16 protein-coding genes and 1 riboswitch are annotated in these 14,822 nt (G+C 70.5%); of the genes, 7 read left to right on the top strand and 9 right to left on the bottom strand.

Features of this window, described 5'->3' with window-relative positions; all coding sequences use genetic code 11:
* Positions 1-4 precede the first annotated feature (4 nt).
* Entirely contained in the window at positions 5-577 is a 573-nt protein-coding gene (gene rsmD / locus FJV46_RS14075) for a 16S rRNA (guanine(966)-N(2))-methyltransferase RsmD (RefSeq protein ID WP_087026732.1), read from the top strand.
* A gap of 52 nt (positions 578-629) precedes the next feature.
* Here the strand turns inward: rsmD and FJV46_RS14070 are convergent, their stop codons facing one another.
* From FJV46_RS14070 to FJV46_RS14050, 5 genes are all read right to left on the bottom strand, one after another.
* Positions 630-1,421, bottom strand: a complete 792-nt coding sequence (locus tag FJV46_RS14070) for a YcnI family copper-binding membrane protein (protein WP_087026729.1) — start codon at positions 1,419-1,421, stop codon at positions 630-632.
* A gap of 122 nt (positions 1,422-1,543) precedes the next feature.
* Complete coding sequence (locus tag FJV46_RS14065) at positions 1,544-2,149, bottom strand: hypothetical protein (RefSeq protein WP_126130602.1); 606 nt, start codon at positions 2,147-2,149, stop codon at positions 1,544-1,546.
* Between the two features lie 191 nt (positions 2,150-2,340).
* Positions 2,341-2,694, bottom strand: coding sequence for a hypothetical protein (locus FJV46_RS14060; RefSeq protein ID WP_087026723.1), 354 nt, complete (start codon positions 2,692-2,694; stop codon positions 2,341-2,343).
* 158 nt (positions 2,695-2,852) lie between these two features.
* Positions 2,853-3,638, bottom strand: a complete 786-nt coding sequence (locus tag FJV46_RS14055) for a spermidine synthase (RefSeq protein ID WP_087026795.1) — start codon at positions 3,636-3,638, stop codon at positions 2,853-2,855.
* Between the two features lie 68 nt (positions 3,639-3,706).
* Entirely contained in the window at positions 3,707-4,942 is a 1,236-nt protein-coding gene (locus FJV46_RS14050) for an aminotransferase class I/II-fold pyridoxal phosphate-dependent enzyme (RefSeq protein ID WP_087026720.1), read from the bottom strand.
* 102 nt (positions 4,943-5,044) lie between these two features.
* On the opposite strand from FJV46_RS14050, the gene coaD reads away from it, so the two are divergent.
* Positions 5,045-5,518 carry a pantetheine-phosphate adenylyltransferase gene (gene coaD, locus FJV46_RS14045; RefSeq protein ID WP_087026718.1) on the top strand — a complete coding sequence of 158 codons (474 nt, stop codon included), beginning with the start codon at positions 5,045-5,047 and terminating at the stop codon, positions 5,516-5,518.
* Positions 5,519-5,543: 25 nt separating this feature from the next.
* On the opposite strand, the gene FJV46_RS14040 is transcribed toward coaD, so the two are convergent.
* The gene (locus tag FJV46_RS14040; protein WP_126130601.1) at positions 5,544-6,140 is read right to left on the bottom strand and encodes a YdcF family protein; all 597 of its coding nucleotides are present in this window, start codon (positions 6,138-6,140) and stop codon (positions 5,544-5,546) included.
* Between the two features lie 116 nt (positions 6,141-6,256).
* Between FJV46_RS14040 and FJV46_RS14035 the strand changes: the two genes are divergently transcribed.
* The 5 genes from FJV46_RS14035 (at position 6,257) to FJV46_RS14015 (ending at position 9,929) form a co-directional block, all read left to right on the top strand.
* Entirely contained in the window at positions 6,257-6,823 is a 567-nt protein-coding gene (locus FJV46_RS14035) for a YceD family protein (protein WP_087026712.1), read from the top strand.
* Positions 6,824-6,825: 2 nt separating this feature from the next.
* On the top strand, positions 6,826-7,029 hold the full coding sequence (rpmF, locus tag FJV46_RS14030; RefSeq protein ID WP_043445822.1) for a 50S ribosomal protein L32: 204 nt from the start codon (positions 6,826-6,828) through the stop codon (positions 7,027-7,029).
* Between the two features lie 72 nt (positions 7,030-7,101).
* Positions 7,102-7,833 (top strand): ribonuclease III, encoded by a 732-nt coding sequence (rnc, locus tag FJV46_RS14025; protein ID WP_087026710.1) that lies wholly within the window; start codon positions 7,102-7,104, stop codon positions 7,831-7,833.
* On the top strand, positions 7,834-8,793 hold the full coding sequence (gene mutM / locus FJV46_RS14020) for a bifunctional DNA-formamidopyrimidine glycosylase/DNA-(apurinic or apyrimidinic site) lyase (protein WP_087026707.1): 960 nt from the start codon (positions 7,834-7,836) through the stop codon (positions 8,791-8,793).
* Positions 8,794-8,931: 138 nt separating this feature from the next.
* A riboswitch (cyclic di-AMP (ydaO/yuaA leader) is annotated at positions 8,932-9,108 on the top strand.
* 2 nt (positions 9,109-9,110) lie between these two features.
* Positions 9,111-9,929, top strand: a complete 819-nt coding sequence (locus FJV46_RS14015) for a C40 family peptidase (protein WP_087026704.1) — start codon at positions 9,111-9,113, stop codon at positions 9,927-9,929.
* A gap of 175 nt (positions 9,930-10,104) precedes the next feature.
* Here FJV46_RS14015 and FJV46_RS14010 read toward each other — a convergent pair whose 3' ends face one another.
* Genes FJV46_RS14010 through FJV46_RS14000 form a run of 3 tightly spaced genes read right to left on the bottom strand, consistent with a single transcriptional unit; the run spans position 10,105 to position 14,767 of the window.
* Positions 10,105-11,073: an NAD-dependent epimerase/dehydratase family protein gene (locus FJV46_RS14010; RefSeq protein ID WP_087026702.1), complete on the bottom strand. Its 969-nt coding sequence runs from the start codon at positions 11,071-11,073 to the stop codon at positions 10,105-10,107.
* Entirely contained in the window at positions 11,070-13,748 is a 2,679-nt protein-coding gene (locus FJV46_RS14005; protein ID WP_087026699.1) for an alpha/beta fold hydrolase, read from the bottom strand. The genes FJV46_RS14010 and FJV46_RS14005 overlap by 4 nt, the downstream gene beginning before the upstream one ends.
* Positions 13,742-14,767: a 3-oxoacyl-ACP synthase III gene (locus tag FJV46_RS14000; protein ID WP_087026697.1), complete on the bottom strand. Its 1,026-nt coding sequence runs from the start codon at positions 14,765-14,767 to the stop codon at positions 13,742-13,744. The genes FJV46_RS14005 and FJV46_RS14000 overlap by 7 nt, the downstream gene beginning before the upstream one ends.
* Positions 14,768-14,822: the final 55 nt, after the last annotated feature.

The following is a 14,822-nucleotide window of genomic DNA, read 5'->3' as shown; positions in this document are numbered from 1 at the left end:
GAGTATGACGCGCATCATCGCCGGAGCCGCAGGCGGCTCGACCCTCGCAAGCGTGGAGGGGACCGGCACCCGGCCCACGACGGACCGCGTGAAGGAGGCGTTGTTCTCCCGCCTCGAGTCCTACGGGGTGCTGCACGGCGCGCATGTCCTGGATCTGTACGCCGGGTCGGGATCGCTCGGGGTCGAGAGCGCCAGCCGCGGGGCCGCGACCGTCGACCTCGTGGAGTCCGCCGATCGCGCCGCGCTCGTGGCACAGAAGAATGCGGACCTGGTGAACCGGGTACTCGGCTGGACCGCCGTACGCGTGCACCGCGCGAAGGTGGAGACCTACCTCGACCGTGCGGCGGTCGGGGCGGCGTGGGACCTCGTCCTCATGGACCCCCCGTACACGGTGGACGAGGGCGGCGTGGTGGCGGTCCTCGCAGCCCTTCAGAACCGCCTGGCGGACGGTGCCGTGGTGGTGGTGGAACGGTCGACGCGATCACCCGAGCCGGTCTGGCCGACGTGGCTCGAACGGTTCTCGGACAAGAAGTACGGCGAGACGCGCCTCTGGTTCCTAGAGCCCGCCGCAGCCTGACGCAAGGACGCGGCGCCGGACAGCAGCCCGGCGCCGCGCCCTCCTCACCGGGTCAGGCCTTGCGGCGCGTCCGCGCCAGGGCCACGATCCCGGCCGCCAGGCCGAGGAGACCTGCGACGAGACCCGCCCAGCCCACGGCCGACGTCGAACCGGTGTCCGAACTGGTCGCGGCCTGCACGGCCTCGATCGACTCCGTGGAATCCGTCGACCCGCTGGCCTCTGCGGTTTCCGTCGCGCCGCCCGCGGCGTGGGAGGCGCCATGGCCGTCCGCACCCTCTTCCGCGGCGGTGGTCACGAACGAGGGGGCGGGCTTGTCGGGTTCCTCGCCGTCCCCGGTCGCCTCGTCGGCCCACTCCACCACCTCGCCGTCGGTGTACGACTGCGTGGCGGGCAGCAGGACCGTCGACCCGGCTTCGGGCAGGCGACCGACGGAGATGGAGAAGGTCTGGTACTCCTGCTGCGAGATCTCCGCTCCGGCGTCGGCCGTCCAGACGACGGAGAGGGGAGCCTCGGTCAGCGTGGCTCCATCCGCGGTCGTCACGGGCTCGGGCAGTTCACCCGTGACGACTTCCGCCGTCCAGCCCTCGACCGGCTTGACTCGCACCGAGGTGAACGGCTGCTCGGTGGGGAGCTGTACCTCGAGCTTGTTCGTGTCCGCCGTCTCGGACTCGTTGGGGACGCTGAAGGTGAGCTGCGAGTAGCCGTCCTCCGTGGTCGAGGCGGGCGCTACTGACACATGGGCGCTGGCCGCGCCGAGACCGAGGGCCATGAATCCGGCGGTGGTCAGGGCGATGGTGGAGGTGGTGGCGATGCGGCGAGTCCGCCGGGGTGTGTTCGATGTCATGGCTGTGCCTTTCACGGTGCGCCCGGTGGTCCGGTTTCATGCGGTCCACGGCGGGCGCGTGCTGATGGGGGTGATGGTGCGTCGTCGACCACCCGCCCCCGTGCCCCTCGGCGGGGTGAGGTTCAGGCGGTCGTGGTCACGGGCGAGGGCGGACCCCGCAGCGTGGGCACGGCGGCATGAACGGACGAGGGCGTCACCGGCGTCGGCACGGCGAGCACCGTCGATCGGTGCGGTGTCGCCGGCAGCGGGATGACGCCCGGAAGGTCGAGGAGCGGCCGGAGCCACGCCCGCAGCAGGGTGAGGGCCTGGTCGCTCCGTGCCAGCGCGGCCGCGAGGACGATCGTCGCCACGGCGTGCAGCAGGAGCATCAGGAGACCACCCGTGGACCCGGCCATCGAATCCTGCGTGACGGGCGAGCAGGCCAGCTCGAAGGCGGCGTGGTGGCCGGGCATCGCCGAGGAGCTCTGGCAGACGGCGGGGACGGCCGTCAGGGAGAACACGGTGTGCAGCAGGGCCTGGCCGGCGCCCATCGCGACCAGTGCTCTGCTGAAGGAGACGGTGCGCCGTGCGAGTAGCAGCAGGGGGAGCAGCAGCAGGACGCCGAGCAGGAGGATCACGCCGGGGGCGGGGAGGTGGCCTGCGGCGAGGACGTGCGAGGCCGAGGAGACCGACAGGATCAGGGACACGAGGACGAGGGAACGGAGATAGGGGAGGGCCGGTTCCGTCACAGCAGCCTCCTTCCCTCGCATGTCCGATGCGTCCTCGTCCGGGTCCGCACCGGATGCCACCGGGTCGGTCGTCCCGCGACGAACGGCGCGCATCCCAGCCTACAGCCGTCACCGGCCCGACCGGCAGGACATGATTCGGTGTGGGGCTGCCGGCGGATGGGCCGGCTGCGGATGTGCTGCGTCGGCCGGCGTCAGGCCACGAATCGGTGGCTGCCGTGGGCGCGGGGATTGGTGCGGAGCGAGGGGCACTCCGGCAGATCGTCGGGGATGACGAGCGAACACGTGCCGGTGCGTTCCCGGAGCACGGGGTGGGAGGTCGGCCCTACGATACCCAGGCCGCGCAGGGTGTTCACGCCCTCGTTCTCGATGTGCTGCGCCCCGCTCAGGTCGATGACGACGTCGGGCTTCTGCAGGATACGGAAGCAGCGGTCGACGATCGGTACGAGGGCCCGGCAGCTGCCCTGCGTGAGGCAGCCGTGGACGTCGATACGCGCCCACCTGAAGTCGAGGTCCAGCTTGACGGTGATGCTCAGCGTGTGCCGCATGGTGTGATCTCCCGATGGTGGGAAGGTTCTCCAGGCCCGGCTGCTCAAGCTCTCCCAGACTATCGGGCGCGCCGTGCCGCTGCCGGCTGCGATCCTGCTTGACAGGGCGCACCGCTGCCGTTCCGGCAGCTGCACGTGCCGGCCCCCTGCCTGCGGTCCTAGCCGTTCTCCGGCCGCGGCCCGTCCTCGAACAGCTCTCGGGCGGCGCCCGTGAGGACCGCCGCGGGATGCGGTCCCGCCGCGCGCAGGGAGCGGGTCCACGGCTCCGGCCACGGTGCGCGGCGGCCCACGACGACGACGTTCCCCGCGCAGGCGCCGTCGACCATGCCGGCCTCGGTGAGGACCGCGGTGGACGCCGCGAGGGAGGCCAGCTGCCGGCTTTGCGCACGGGCGAAGGCGAGCGGCGGATCGTCGCCGACATTGACCAGCACCACGCCGTCCGGTGCGCAGAGGCGCAGGAGGTGGGCGGCGACATCGGGCGAGGTCAGGTGCGCCGGTGCGTCGGCTCCGGCGAAGATGTCCAGCACGACGGCGTCGAAGGACCCGTCCGCCAGCTCGAGCACCACGTCCGCGACGTCACCGACCACCACCTCGCACGATGTGCCCTCGGCGAGGGGCATCTCGGAGAGGACGAAGTCCATGAGCTCGGCGTCGAGGTCGACGGAGACCTGCGCCGAGCCCGGACGCGTCGCCTGGACATAGCGGACCAGCGTCAGGGCTCCGGCACCGAGATGCAGGACACGCAGGGGGGCCCCGGGAGAACCCAGGAGATCGAGCACGTGCGCGATGCGCTGCAGATACTCGTAGAAGACCCGGCCGGGGTGCAGCACGTCGACATGCGACTGCTGCGCGCCGCCGATGCTGAGGATGAGGGCCCCCTCGATGTGTGCGTCCTCGTCGATCTCGGCGTACGCCCCCGTGACGGGGAGCCATCGCGTGGGCACGTCGGTGTCCTCCAGAGCGCCGTCGGCCGGCGGTCCACCGGGTATCCCGCTCTCTCCGCCCACGCCGCTCACACGTGCTCCCGGAGGGTGGCCAGGCGCCGGGCGCCCTCCTCGATGACGTCGAATCTCTTGCAGAAGGCGAAGCGCAGCATCGACCGCGTCCGCTCCGCGCCGTCCTCGTGGCAGAACATCGCCACGGGGATCGCGGCCACACCGATCAGCGAGGGCAGGCGACGGGCGAGCGCCGTCGCATCGTCGATCCCCAGCGGCGCGGCGTCGACCATCGTGAAGAACGTGCCCTCCGGCTCGAACACCTCGAAGCCGGCTGCCCGCAGGCCTTCGCCGAGCAGGTCACGCTTGCGCCGGAGGGTGGACGCGATGGAGTCGTAGAACTCGTCGGGCAGGCCGAGACCCACCGCCACGGCGCCCTGGAACGGGGTGCCGGAGGTGTAGGTGAGGAAGGTCTTGACGGTGCGCACCTGCGCCACGAGGTCCGCGGGTCCGCTCAGCCACCCGATCTTCCACCCCGTCACGGAGAAGGTCTTCCCTGCCGAGGAGATCGTCAGCGTACGGGCAGCCGCCCCGGGCAGCGTCGCGACCGGGACATGCGCGGCCCCGAAGCGGAGGTGCTCGTAGACCTCGTCGGTCACGATGATGGCGCCGTGCCGCTCGGCGAGCCGGACGATCAGCTCGAGGGCCTCCCGCCGGAAGACGCTTCCGGTCGGGTTGTGCGGATTGTTGACGACGACGATCCTCGTCCGGTCGGTGAAGGCGGCCTCGAGCGTGGCGGCGTCAGGCTGGAAATCCGGCGCCGACAGCGGGGCCGTGGTGTGGGTTGCGCCCGAGAGGCCGATCACGGCCCCGTAGGAGTCGTAGAAGGGCTCGAAGGTCAGCACTTCGTCGCCCGGTCCGGCGAAGGCGAGGATGGCGGCGGCGATCGACTCCGTGGCCCCCGTGCTGACGATCACCTCGGTCTGCGGGTCGACGGCGAGGCCGTAGAAGCGTTCCTGGTGTGCGGCGATGGCGTCGCGCAGGACCGCGAGGCCCTGGCCGGGCGCGTACTGGTTGGCGCCGTCGGCGATCGCCGCCCGTGCCGCGTCGAGGATCTCGCGGGGCCCGTCCTCGTCCGGGAAACCCTGCCCCAGGTTGATGGCCGCGTGGTGCTGCGCGAGTGCGGTCACCTCCTCGAAGATGGTGATGCCGAGCCGGCCGTCGCTGCCGAGCAGATTCGCGCCGCGCGCCGTCCGTGCCCAGGGACGTGGCCCACCGGGTGCTGCCTGCGTGGCGTGTGGGTCGGTCGTCATGGCACCAGTATCCCGTCTTCCGGCTGGCGGGGCGGTGAAGGGCCCGGCGCGGGCGGGTGCCGGTGTGCACCCTGCGTAGCGGGGGCTCGGTACGGTAGGGGGATGAGCCGCGCCGTCTGCCCCGGATCCTTCGATCCCCTCCACAACGGACACATCGAGATCATCGGCCGCGCCGCGCGGTTGTTCGACGAGGTGATCGTGGCCGTCTCGACCAATCCCGCGAAGACGTACCGCTTCGGTACCGACGAGCGGCTGGACCTCTGCCGGCAGGGCCTGGCGCACCTTCCCGGTGTCCGGGTCCTCCCGATGGACGGCGGTCTGGTGGCAGGGTTCTGCCGGGACCACGGGGCGTCGGCCCTGGTCAAGGGACTGAGGTCGAGCCTCGACTTCGACTACGAGCTGCCGATGTCCACCATGAACCGCCACCTGGCCGATGTGGAGACGGTCTTCCTGCCGACGGGGTCCGAGTACGCGCACGTCTCGTCGACCCTGCTGAAGGAGGTCGCGTCCCTCGGCGGCGATATCGGCCCGTTCGTGCCGGCGATCGTCCTGCAGCGCCTGGCGGAGAACGGTTAGTGGCCCGGCCGGTCGGGCTGCGTCCTCACACCCGGTTGGCGCACACGGGACGCAGCCAGCTCGCGGTCAGGGCGGCGCTCTCCTCGATGAACCTCGCCAGCCACTGGCCCGGGTCCAACGAGGGTTCCGATGCGGCCATCGTGACCTCGGCCTTCGAACACTGCGAGATATTCAGGTGCGAGCGCGTGACGTGGTAGGTCGAGGTCACCACGATGATGTCGTCCCAGCCCTGGTCCCGTGCCAGATCGCCGATGGACCGGGCCTCCCCGCGCGTGGTGAGCGGGTCGGGCCGGAAACAGGTGACGTCGGGAAGGTCCTCCGCGCACACCGCGTCCGCCCGGGCATTGCCCGGAAGCCCGGTCGAGGACAGCACAAGGCGAGGAGCAGCCCCGCGATCGACCAGGGCGCGTCCCACCTCGAGACGCTCGTCCGCCGCACCCCCGAGGACGACGACGGCGTCCGCGCGTCCCGTCGACGGAAGCGGCGGGTTGTAGAACGCCTCGTAGGCGAGGATCAGCCACAGCGCGAGGAGCGCGGCACACACACGCAGCGCGATCCGCATCCGCCGCCGCGTATCGCGCGCCGATCCGGGGGGCCGGGGAGGAAGGGCGGGACTGGTCACCGTTCGAGCGTAGGCGGGGCGCGCCCGTTTTGGGCATGCCCGTCCGGTCAGGCTACGATGGTACGTCGGTCATATGTTCTACAGGAGTCACCATTAAAAGCGATCTCAGTTCGCCCTTGACGTTCAGCGTCAAGGATCTCGGACGCAGTCCGGGAAGCATGCGGACAGTCGAGGAACATGTACCGGCACCCAAGGACTTCGGAGTAGCCCTGATCGGCGTGCGGGAGGGTTCCGACATGGAACTCGATCTGCGGTTCGAATCCGTGCACGAGGGAATCCTCGTCTCGGGTACGGCCGGCGTCGAGGTGACGGGCGAGTGCGGCCGATGCCTGGAGCCACTGCGGTTCGACCGCGAGGTGGACCTCCAGGAACTCTTTTTCTACAGCGACTCGGAGTCGCTGTCGGTGGAGGAGGACGAAGATCAGCACAGGGTGGAGAGCGAATCGGTCGATCTGGAACCCGTGCTGAGGGATGCGGTGGTGACTTCACTGCCGTTCCAGCCGGTGTGCCAGGAGGATTGTCAGGGCCTGTGCTCCGAATGCGGAGCGCAACTCAACGATGATCCTGACCACCACCACGAAGTTTTGGACCCTCGCTGGTCAGCCCTCGCCGGGCTGGCGGGCACCGCCGCTGAGAACGACGCGGCAACCAAGTCAGAGTCAGACGAGAAGGAAGAGAGTTAGCCGTGGCTGTCCCGAAGCGGAAGATGTCCCGCGCGAATACCCGTGCACGCCGGTCCCAGTGGAAGGCAACCGCCCCCAAGCTGGTCAAGACCCTCGAGAACGGCCGGGTCACCTACAGCCTCGCGCACCAGGCCAAGGTCGTCACCGACTCCGCCGGTACGCCGCTGTTCCTGGAGTACAAGGGCCGCAAGGTAGCCGACGTCTGACACCGGACGACGCTCCGCCGATGTTTCTGCATCGGCGGTCGGATGTCCGCTGCAGGATCAGCTGATGCGGTTGTGAAGAATACAGAAGACCTGACCAAGCGTCTCGGCGTCGACATCGACGCCGGGACGCTTCGTCTTGCCCTCACGCACCGGTCCTACGCGTATGAGAAGGGCGGAATCCCGACGAACGAGCGCCTCGAGTTCCTCGGGGACTCCGTGCTGGGCCTCTCGGTCACGGACGCGCTCTACCGGGACAACCCGGACCTGTCGGAGGGCGAGCTCGCCAAGCGGCGGTCTGCCGTCGTGAGCACGCGGGCCCTTGCGGGGGTGGCGCGCTCCCTGGACCTCGGCAGTTACGTGCTGCTCGGCCAGGGCGAGAAACTGACCAACGGGCGGGACAAGGCGTCCATCCTGGCGGACACCATGGAAGCGGTGATTGGAGCCGCATACCTGAGCCACGGGATCGAACCCGCGCGGGCGATGGTGATGCGCCTGATCGGTCCGCTCCTGCGCGATTCCGAGGTGCTCGGAGAAGGCACCGACTGGAAGACCCGCATCCAGGAGACCGCTGCCGCGCGGCGGCTCGGTCTGATCGACTACCAGGTGGACGGCACCGGGCCGGACCACGCCCGCACCTTCACCGCCCGTCTCGTGATCGGGGGAGTCGCTTACGGCTCCGGGGGTGGCCACTCCAAGAAGGAGGCCGAGCAGGCTGCGGCAGCGGCGTCCTCGAAGCTCCTCGCCGAAGCCGGGGATGCGGACTCATCGGCGATCGCGGCCGGTCCGACGGCCGACGGGGCCTGAGTGCCCGAACTGCCGGAGGTCGAAGTGGTCCGGCGCGGGCTGGAGCGCTGGGTGGTGGGCCGGGTCATCGAGTCCGTGGAGATCATCGATGCACGCTCCCTCCGGCGCCACGTGCACGGCGTGGAGGACTTCGTCGGCACGGTGGGCGGTGCCCTCGTGACGGATGTGGTGCGCCGCGGGAAATTCCTCTGGCTGACGCTCGCCGAGCCGTCGGCGCCGACGCTGCCCCCGAGTGTCGCCCTCATGGCCCATCTGGGCATGAGCGGACAGCTGCTGATCGAGGATTCCGAGGCACCCGACGAGAAGCACCTGAAGGTCCGCCTGCGACTCTCCCCGGCAATGGACGGCGGCAACGCCCTCCCGACCGATCTCCGCTTCGTGGACCAGCGGATCTTCGGCGGGATGTTCGTCGCCGACCTCGAGCCCACGGCCGACGGCGCGGCAGGCGGTACCGGCGGACGAGCCACCCCGCTGATTCCCCACCAGGCCGCGCATATCGCCAGGGATCCCCTCGATCCTGCCTTCTCCCTGTCGCAGTTCCACGAGCGGCTCACCTCACGGCGCACGGGACTCAAGCGGGCGCTCCTCGATCAGGGCCTCATCTCGGGCATCGGCAACATCTACGCGGATGAAGCCCTCTGGGCCGCGAGATTCCACTACGCGCGTCCCACCGACACCATGCGCCGCCCCGACACGCGGCGTATCGTCGATGCCGCTACCGGGGTCATGGCCCGCGCACTCGCGGCAGGCGGTACCAGTTTCGATTCCCTGTACGTGAACGTGAACGGCGCATCCGGCTATTTCGCGCGGGATCTCGAAGCCTACGGACGCGCGGGCCGGCCCTGCCGACGCTGCCTCGCGGAGGGGCGGAGCACCCTGATCCGGCGGGAGTCGTTCATGAACAGATCGTCCTTCCTCTGCCCGCACTGCCAGCCGAAGCCCCGCAACGCCCGACCCTGAGACGGGACGTTCGGCGTGCCCGGCTCGGTGTCCGTGACCCAAACGTGACAACTCGGCGGGTAGCGCGTACCGTAGACCCCGCGCCCGTTCCACAACGGAGGGGCGCCCTCCTCACTCTGCCTAACCCTGTCGATGAGGACGGACCGTTCGCTACACATATCGACAGGGGCGGGGGAACCGAAAGCGGGCTCTCTCCGGAGTCCTAGGGGTAAAGACGCGCGTGGACCACAGCTGGGGCGGTGGTCAATGCGATACGCGTCCGGATGTCCCATCCGAACCCGACAGCTAACTTCGCAGGCATTGGGAAAGGCAGCAACATGTCCAAGAGCACGAACGCGCGCCACCGCGCAGTCCCCACCCGCACGAATCCCCTCGTCACCGCATCCCGTGCCGTCACCGCCGGCGCCTCCGTGGCCGGCAAGCCCGCAGCCGTGGTCGTCGCGGCATCGGGTTTGCTGCTCGGCGCAGCACTTCCCGCCAGCGCATCCGGCGAGATCACTGCAGCTCCCGTCAGCACGCAGGCCGCAACCACCGGTGTCTACACCGTCACCGAGTGGGATGCGAACGGAACTCGCACCTACACCACCGACCAGTGGGGCGTGCCAGCAGCCGCCACCACTCAGTGGGCTGCCCCCGCAGCATCCACGTATGCACCGGCCGCAACGTATGCACCGGCCGCCACGTACACCCCGGCCGCAACGTACACCCCTGCAGCCACCGCTCCGGTTGCGGCACCTGCTGCTGCTGCCGACTCGGCCTTCAGCCTGCAGTCGACAGGGCAGCCCGTCGTTCGCCAGAGCTCGTCGATGTCCGGTATCGCCGGGACGGCTATGCAGGGTGTCGGATCGGGCTACGTCTACGGCGGCACCGCCTTCGGTGGCTGGGACTGCTCCGGCTTCGTGCAGTGGGTCTACGCGCAGCACGGCATCAACCTGCCCCGTACCACGTGGTCGCAGTTCGCTTCCATGCGTCCCACCAGCAACCCCCAGCCGGGCGACCTTGTGAGCCAGAACGGTGGAAGCCACGTCGGCATCTACCTCGGCAACGGCCAGATGGTCAGCGCCCTCAACCCCTCGCAGGGTACGCAGGTGCACTCGGTCAACTCCATGTCAGTCGACGGCTACTACACCCGCTAGTCCCCGCGCCACTCTCCGACGGCCCGATCCGGTCGCAGGGGAGACGGACAGACGGACAGCACAGCAGAACCGACAGAAGGACGGGATGCCCGGCATCCCGTCCTTCTCCGCGTCCTGAGCCAATAATCCTCGCAACGCGGAGCAGGATCTCGCGCTACGGGCCTTCAGTCGACGCTCAGGTCCGGTAGTGGTCGGCGAGGCGCCGGAAACCCTCGTCGATCGTCACGGTGGGGTGCCAGTCGAGCACCGCGCGCGTGCGCCGCTGGTCGAACCAGTGCGCCGTCGAGAGCTGCTCGGCGAGGAACTGCGTCATGGGCGGCTCGTCGCGGCGTCCGGCCCGCGTCCACGCCTGATCGATCACGGCGCCGGCTCTTCTGGCCACGGCTCCCGGGACGGACCAGGACGGGGGAGTCACTCCGCCCGCCCGGCACATGCCCGCGAGCAGGTCCGCGATGGGACGGGGTTCACCATTGGTCACCACGAGTGCCTGTCCCTGGGCCGCATCCATCCTGCGCAGGCAGGCGACGATGGCGGAGGCGGCGTTGTCGACATAGGTCGTGTCGATCAGCGCCCTGCCACCGCCGAGAAGGGGCAGGCGACCGGCACGGGCGCGATCGATGACGCGCTCCACCAGCTGGGTGTCTCCAGGACCCCAGACGATGTGCGGGCGGACCGCGGCCACGCGGAAAGCAGGGTCCGAGGCGCCGAGGGCCAGGAGTTCGGCCGCGGCCTTGGTCCGCGCGTAGTCCCCGCGCGCCCTCCCCGGGTCCGCCGTGCCGGCGGACGCGCCGACGAGGGACGTCCCGGTGTGCGCGACGGAGGGAGAGGACACCTGGACGACGTCCGTCACGCCGGCGCGGCGGGCGGCCTCGAGCAGGTGTCGCGTACCGTCCACGTTGACGCGCTCGAACTCGGCCGGCGCTCCGGTGAAGGAGACCTTGGCCGCGAGGTGGATGACGGCGGAGCAGCCGTCGACGGCGCGCGCGATGGCTGCCGGGTCCTCGATGCTGCCGAGCACGTCAGTTGCACCCGGTACACCGGAGGGGCGGCGCTGGAAGCACCGCACCTCGTCGCCGGCGTCGATCAGGTTCTCGGCGACGGCGCGGCCGAGCATCCCGCTCGCGCCCGTGACGAGGACGGTCACAGCGAGCCGGCCCTCCCGCCGCTGAGGAAGACCGCGGCCCAGGCGCCGACCGCGGCACGGTCGATCTTCGCGTTGTGGCGGATGTCGACGGGGAGGGCGGGCACCGCGATCACCGCAGCAAGATCGATCCCGCAGTCCCGGGCCACGGCACGAGCGCCGGCAGCGAGGCCGGCGTCGGCGAGCCGCCCGCGGCGGCCCCTCCCCTCGGGCTGGGCGGTCTCGACCACGGCGACAACAGCCTGGGTTCCGACGGGTCCGACGCCGACGACGGCGGCCAGCCGGACGTCGTCGAGCTCCTGGAGGGCGTGCTCGAGGCCCACCGGCGTCACGATGCCCTCGGCACTCGTGATGACGTGCCCGAGCCGGCCCTCGACCCACAGCCGACCCTCGGCATCGAAGTGCCCGATATCGCCGGTCCGGTGCCACGGAGTGGTTCTTGCGGCGTCCTGCTGCGTCCGCCAGAGACGGAAGTAGCGGTCCTTGACGTGGGGCGCCTCGACGAGGATCTCACCCGTGACCCCGGGCTGGGTCGTGGGCGCACCCGTCGCCTCGCAGACCGCATCCCCACCCGGCCCGCTGATGCTCAGGGGACTCACGGCCACACGGGCGCGGTGCACGGGCAGTCCCACGCAGACCCCGTTGCCGGCGCCCTGCTGGCCCGCCGCGGCGGCGGCAGCCGCTCGCCGCACGCCGTCGAGCTCGATATCGGCCACGAGCAGTGATTCGGTCATGCCGTACGGCGTGTGGAGTGCGGCCGCAGGAACGAGGTCCTGCACCGATTCGAGTAGGGCGAGAGGGATCGGTGCCCCGGCGGAGAGCATGAGGGAGATCCGCCCGAGGGCTGACCGCCCTGCCGACGAGAGCTCGTCCGACGTCGCCAGGACGTTCCGGAGGGCCGCGGGTGACGCGAAGACCACGGTGGCCTCGACGGCGGCCGCGGCATCCGCGAGGGCCTGGGCCGTGAGGGTGCCCGGCGCGGTGACATCCATGTCCGGAGTGACCGAGGTGGCTCCGAGCGCCGGCCCCAGCAGGGCGAACGGCGCGAACCCGGCCACCAGTGAGGCGCCGGGCCCCAGACCGAGGGTGGACTCGACGGCGTCCCGCATGGCCGAGAGGCGGCGGTTCGTGTACACCACGCCCTTCGCGGGCCCGGTGGAGCCCGAGGTGAAGAGGATGGCGGCGTCGTCGTCCGGTGCGGCGTGTTCCGCGAGGCCGGCATCGGCGCGGGCGGCGCGCAGGTCGCCGAGCGATGCGTCGACACGGAGGGCGCGGCGTCGTGCGGCGGGCAGGGTCGTGGCGCTGATCCGCTTGCCCGGCCAGCCGAAGGCCCGTGCGGCGAGGAGGGCCCGCTCGATGCCGATGACGACGTCGGGCGCTGCACTCCGGACGGCGCGGCTCAGCCCGCGCGCGCCGAGGCCGGCGTCGGCGACCACGATCACCGCGCCGCCCCGCAGGAACGCGTAGATGAGGACGGTGAGGTCGAGCCCCGGGGGGACGAGCAGACTCACGCGGCTCCCGGGACCGTACCCCAGCGCTGCCAGGCCCGCTGCCACGGCGGAGACGTCGTCGTCGAGTTCCTTCCAGGACAGGGTCCGGGGCCCGTCCGCCGTCATCTCGGCGACGGCTGTGGCGGAACTCCCCGGTCCTGCCGCCAGCTCGCGGAGGCGCTGTCCGAGCGGGGAGTAGGGGGCGTCCTCGCCGGTCGTGTCAGGCGCGCCGGCTTCCGGATCGGCACGGGGACCGTCGACGGGCGGCGCGACGGCGACGGCGCGGGCGGTGAGCCACTCCATCGCGGTGGCAGCCGTGTCGGCGTCCTCCTGCACCAGGTGGCTCGCCCGCTCGAAGCGGTGGATGTCGGCATGGGGGAGCCGTCGGGCCAGATCCTCGAGATAGGGGTCAGAGAAGATGGGGTCGCGCGGCCCCCACATCATGAGCACGGGGACGTCGAGCGACCGGATGCCCTCCGCCGTCGAGGTCAGGACGGCGTAGCTCGGGTGGGACGGGTCGGCGGGGATGTCGGACACGAAGTTCGCGATTCCCCCGCGGTCGGCGGCGCTGCCGTAGGGCGCGCGGAAGGCGGCTCGCACCTCCGGCTGCAGGGCCGGTCGTGCCAGGGCGAGGGTGACATCGAGGAACGCGGTGGTCGTCCGGGTGCCGAGTCCGTGCACGCCCGGAGCCAGCGCGAGCCGCAGGGGCGCGGGAATGGGGCGGTCCGGCTCCTGGTGGATCGCGGTGTTCGTCAGGATGACGCCCGCGAGGTCCTCGCGGTTCCGGTGGGCGTAACCGAGGCTGACGACGCCGCCCCAGTCATGCCCGACCGTGACCACGGGACCGTGCAGGCCGAGGGCCGCCACGAAGTCCCCGAGGTCGGTGATGCGGTGCTCGAGGCGTCGGAACACGCCCGTCCTCGCCGAGTAGCCCATGTCCAGCTGGTCCACGGCGACGACGCGCCAGCCCTCGGGAAGGCCGGCGGCCAGATAGGTCCGCCAGAGGAAGGACCACGTGGGATTGCCGTGCACGCACAGGAGGGTCCCCTTGACGGGAGTGCCGTCCGCTCCGGCGCCATTGTCGAGGTAGTGCCAGCGGTGGCTGGTTCCCGGGGCGTCCGCGGTACTGGTCGAGGGCACATCGAGATACGCCGACCACGAGGGATCGACGCCGGGGAGTGCTACCACGCAATCTCCATCATCGAGGTGTTCAGTCCCGAGCCCACGCCGAGGCAGAGCACCCTGTCACCCGGGCTGAGTGACTGCGCCTCCTGCGCCAGGGTCATCGGCAGCGACGCCGGCCCCACGTTGCCCCAGTGCGGGAAGGTGATGGGCACGCGCTCCCGCTCGAGATCCACGGCCTTGATGATGGCGTTCGTGTAGGAATTGGAGACCTGGTGGGTGACATAGCGATCCATGCCGTCCCAGTTCCATCCGTCCGTCTGGGCCTCGTGCCACGCGGTGACCACGAGTTCGAGACCGCCGTCGAGCAGCCCCTTGGTGTCGGTGTACATCCCGTCGATCCCGCCGATGCACAGCTCATGGTGCTGTGTCCCGGCACGGGACACCCCGCCCAGGATGCGGTGCGAACCGGGGTGCAGGTCCGCGGGGCCGATGACGGCTGCGGCGGCTCCCGAACCGAGGGTGAGGGTCGCGAACTCGGCGAGGAAGTCCTCACGCGTGGAGTCCTCACGGTTGAGGCGGTTGAAGGTCGCCTCCTGGGTGCGCTGCGCGTCCTCGCCCGCGACGATCAGCGCGTACTTGATCTGGCCCGAGTCGATCATGTTGGCGGCCAGTGTCATGCCGTTGACGAATCCGAGGCAGGCGTTCGCCAGATCGAAGTTCATGGCGGAGGACGGCAGACCGAGCGAGTGGTGGATCTTCACGGCCACCGACGGTTCGAGATTCCGGCGCGTCACCGAGGTGTTGATCAGGAGGCCCACGTCGCCCGGCTCGATCCCGGCCTCGGCCATCGCCTTCGCGCCCGCCTCGATCGCCGCGTCGTCGAAGTCGGATCCCGGCGACCACCAGCGCCGCTCGGTGACGCCGGCCACGCGCTCGAGCAGTCGCTTCGAGAGCCGGAGCCTCTTGAGGCTGGGTGCCAGCCGTTCGTCGAACTCTGCGGAACTGACGACTACCGGCGCCTCCACACTCGTGACGGCGAGCAAGGCCGTGTTGTCATGTCGAAACGTCGCGTTACCGGTCAAATTTCCTGCCTCGTCAACTGGTCAGCGCCGGTGGATGGCCGGAAAGGACCCACGG

This window comes from Arthrobacter agilis, assembly GCF_006494655.1.
Taxonomy (GTDB): Bacteria; Actinomycetota; Actinomycetes; order Actinomycetales; family Micrococcaceae; genus Arthrobacter_D; species Arthrobacter_D agilis.
Note: the sequence above shows the minus strand (reverse complement) of the source record. Positions and strands in the feature narration are given on the sequence as shown.

Excerpts from the sequence above, each read along its gene's own strand:
- rsmD (WP_087026732.1), top strand. The coding sequence starts at position 5 with ATGACGCGCATCATCGCCGGAGCCGCAGGCGGCTCGACCCTCGCAAGC.
- FJV46_RS14070 (WP_087026729.1), bottom strand. The coding sequence starts at position 1,421 with ATGACATCGAACACACCCCGGCGGACTCGCCGCATCGCCACCACCTCC.
- FJV46_RS14060 (WP_087026723.1), bottom strand. The coding sequence starts at position 2,694 with ATGCGGCACACGCTGAGCATCACCGTCAAGCTGGACCTCGACTTCAGG.
- FJV46_RS14050 (WP_087026720.1), bottom strand. The coding sequence starts at position 4,942 with ATGACGACCGACCCACACGCCACGCAGGCAGCACCCGGTGGGCCACGT.
- coaD (WP_087026718.1), top strand. The coding sequence starts at position 5,045 with ATGAGCCGCGCCGTCTGCCCCGGATCCTTCGATCCCCTCCACAACGGA.
- FJV46_RS14015 (WP_087026704.1), top strand. The coding sequence starts at position 9,111 with ATGTCCAAGAGCACGAACGCGCGCCACCGCGCAGTCCCCACCCGCACG.